Origin of the sequence: Paenibacillus popilliae ATCC 14706, assembly GCF_000315235.1 — a bacterium.
In the GTDB taxonomy this organism is placed as follows: Bacteria; Bacillota; Bacilli; order Paenibacillales; family Paenibacillaceae; genus Paenibacillus_B; species Paenibacillus_B popilliae.
On record NZ_BALG01000287.1, the window covers coordinates 1 to 745 of the forward strand.

The window sequence follows — 745 nt, forward strand, 5'->3', positions numbered from 1 at the left end:
CCAGGAAGTGAACGAAAATCCAGTGCCTTTCCGTTGGAAGTACGGTTTGGAAAATTGACAGGGCACGAACGTTATTTCAGGAGCTATCTACTAGCCACCGTCGGTACATACACAAAGACAACCCTACGCGATACGCCGATGTGAGTTACCATTCCAGCGGCGATGTTCTAGCGAAGGGCACTTTGAAAAGGTTAAGGAGGTCTTCTGATGCCCAATTACATTTATCCTGTTGTGGCCGAGCAAACACCAACCGGAGTAAGCATGTACTTTCCAGATTTCCCCGGTACTGCAATAGCTGCTCCGTCTGTTGTGTCTGGTATCAAGGATGCCAAGGTCATGCTAATCAATCGAATTGAAGAGCTTAACGACAACAACGAGTCAGTGCCCGAACCTTCGGAGATTGATGCGATCCAGATTGAGGAACCGGGCGACCGGATTATCTATGTAGAGGTCTTTGTAATTCCACCGGCCGACGATAAGACGGTCACTAAAAACTGCACCCTACCTAAGTGGCTGCGCGATGCCGGAGAAGAAGCGAGTCTCAACTTCTCGCAACTACTCCAGCAATCAGTTCGCGAAGCCTTGGGCATAGAAAAGCGGCCGTGATTAGGCCGCTTACTTCTTTATGATATGGTATCACTGTGACAGCACCGACACCATCACACTAATACCATTAATCCCCCGCATCACACCATTGCAATACAGCTAAGGTTGCATCGGCTGCAACCATTCAGCGTGACCGAGT

1 protein-coding gene is annotated in these 745 nt (G+C 49.3%); it reads left to right on the top strand.

The genetic code is table 11. The features are described from left to right. The first annotated feature begins 207 nt into the window (after positions 1-207). The gene (locus PPOP_RS16130; RefSeq protein WP_006287699.1) at positions 208-606 is read left to right on the top strand and encodes a type II toxin-antitoxin system HicB family antitoxin; all 399 of its coding nucleotides are present in this window, start codon (positions 208-210) and stop codon (positions 604-606) included. Positions 607-745 lie beyond the last annotated feature (139 nt).